Source organism: Pseudomonas sp. 05N36, assembly GCF_056397385.1.
Map to the genome: position 1 here is coordinate 1 of NZ_JBFTNH010000085.1, position 350 is coordinate 350.

Sequence of the window (350 nt, forward strand, 5' to 3'; positions counted from 1 at the left end):
TTGGCCACCTTCAATCACCGAACCATTCGCCGTCAGGCTCAACCCGGTGTTGTCGATCGAGTCGGTGATCGTCGTAACGGCGGGGGTGGTGCTTGGGGTCAACTGTTCGAAGTTGCCGCCCGTGGTGCTTTCGATGGTGGTGCTGACGGTACTGCCGTTTTTGTAGACGTCRTTSGCYGGGGTGTCGACYACCACCGAGCCGCTGGTTTTACCGGCCTCGATGTTGATCACGGCGCCGTTCGACAGGGTCACGCTCATSGCGGTGCCGGCCGGATTGCTCAGCGTGGCGGTGTAGGTGATCTGGCCGCCTTCGGTAATGGTGTTGTCGGCAGTGAGCGTCAGGCCGGTGT

At 61.4% G+C, this 350-nt stretch carries 1 protein-coding gene; it reads right to left on the reverse strand.

All coding sequences use genetic code 11. The features are described from left to right. Nucleotides 1-350 (reverse strand): immunoglobulin-like domain-containing protein (locus tag AC1DIH_RS28265; RefSeq protein WP_477774106.1); only part of this gene is annotated, 350 nt, incomplete at both ends.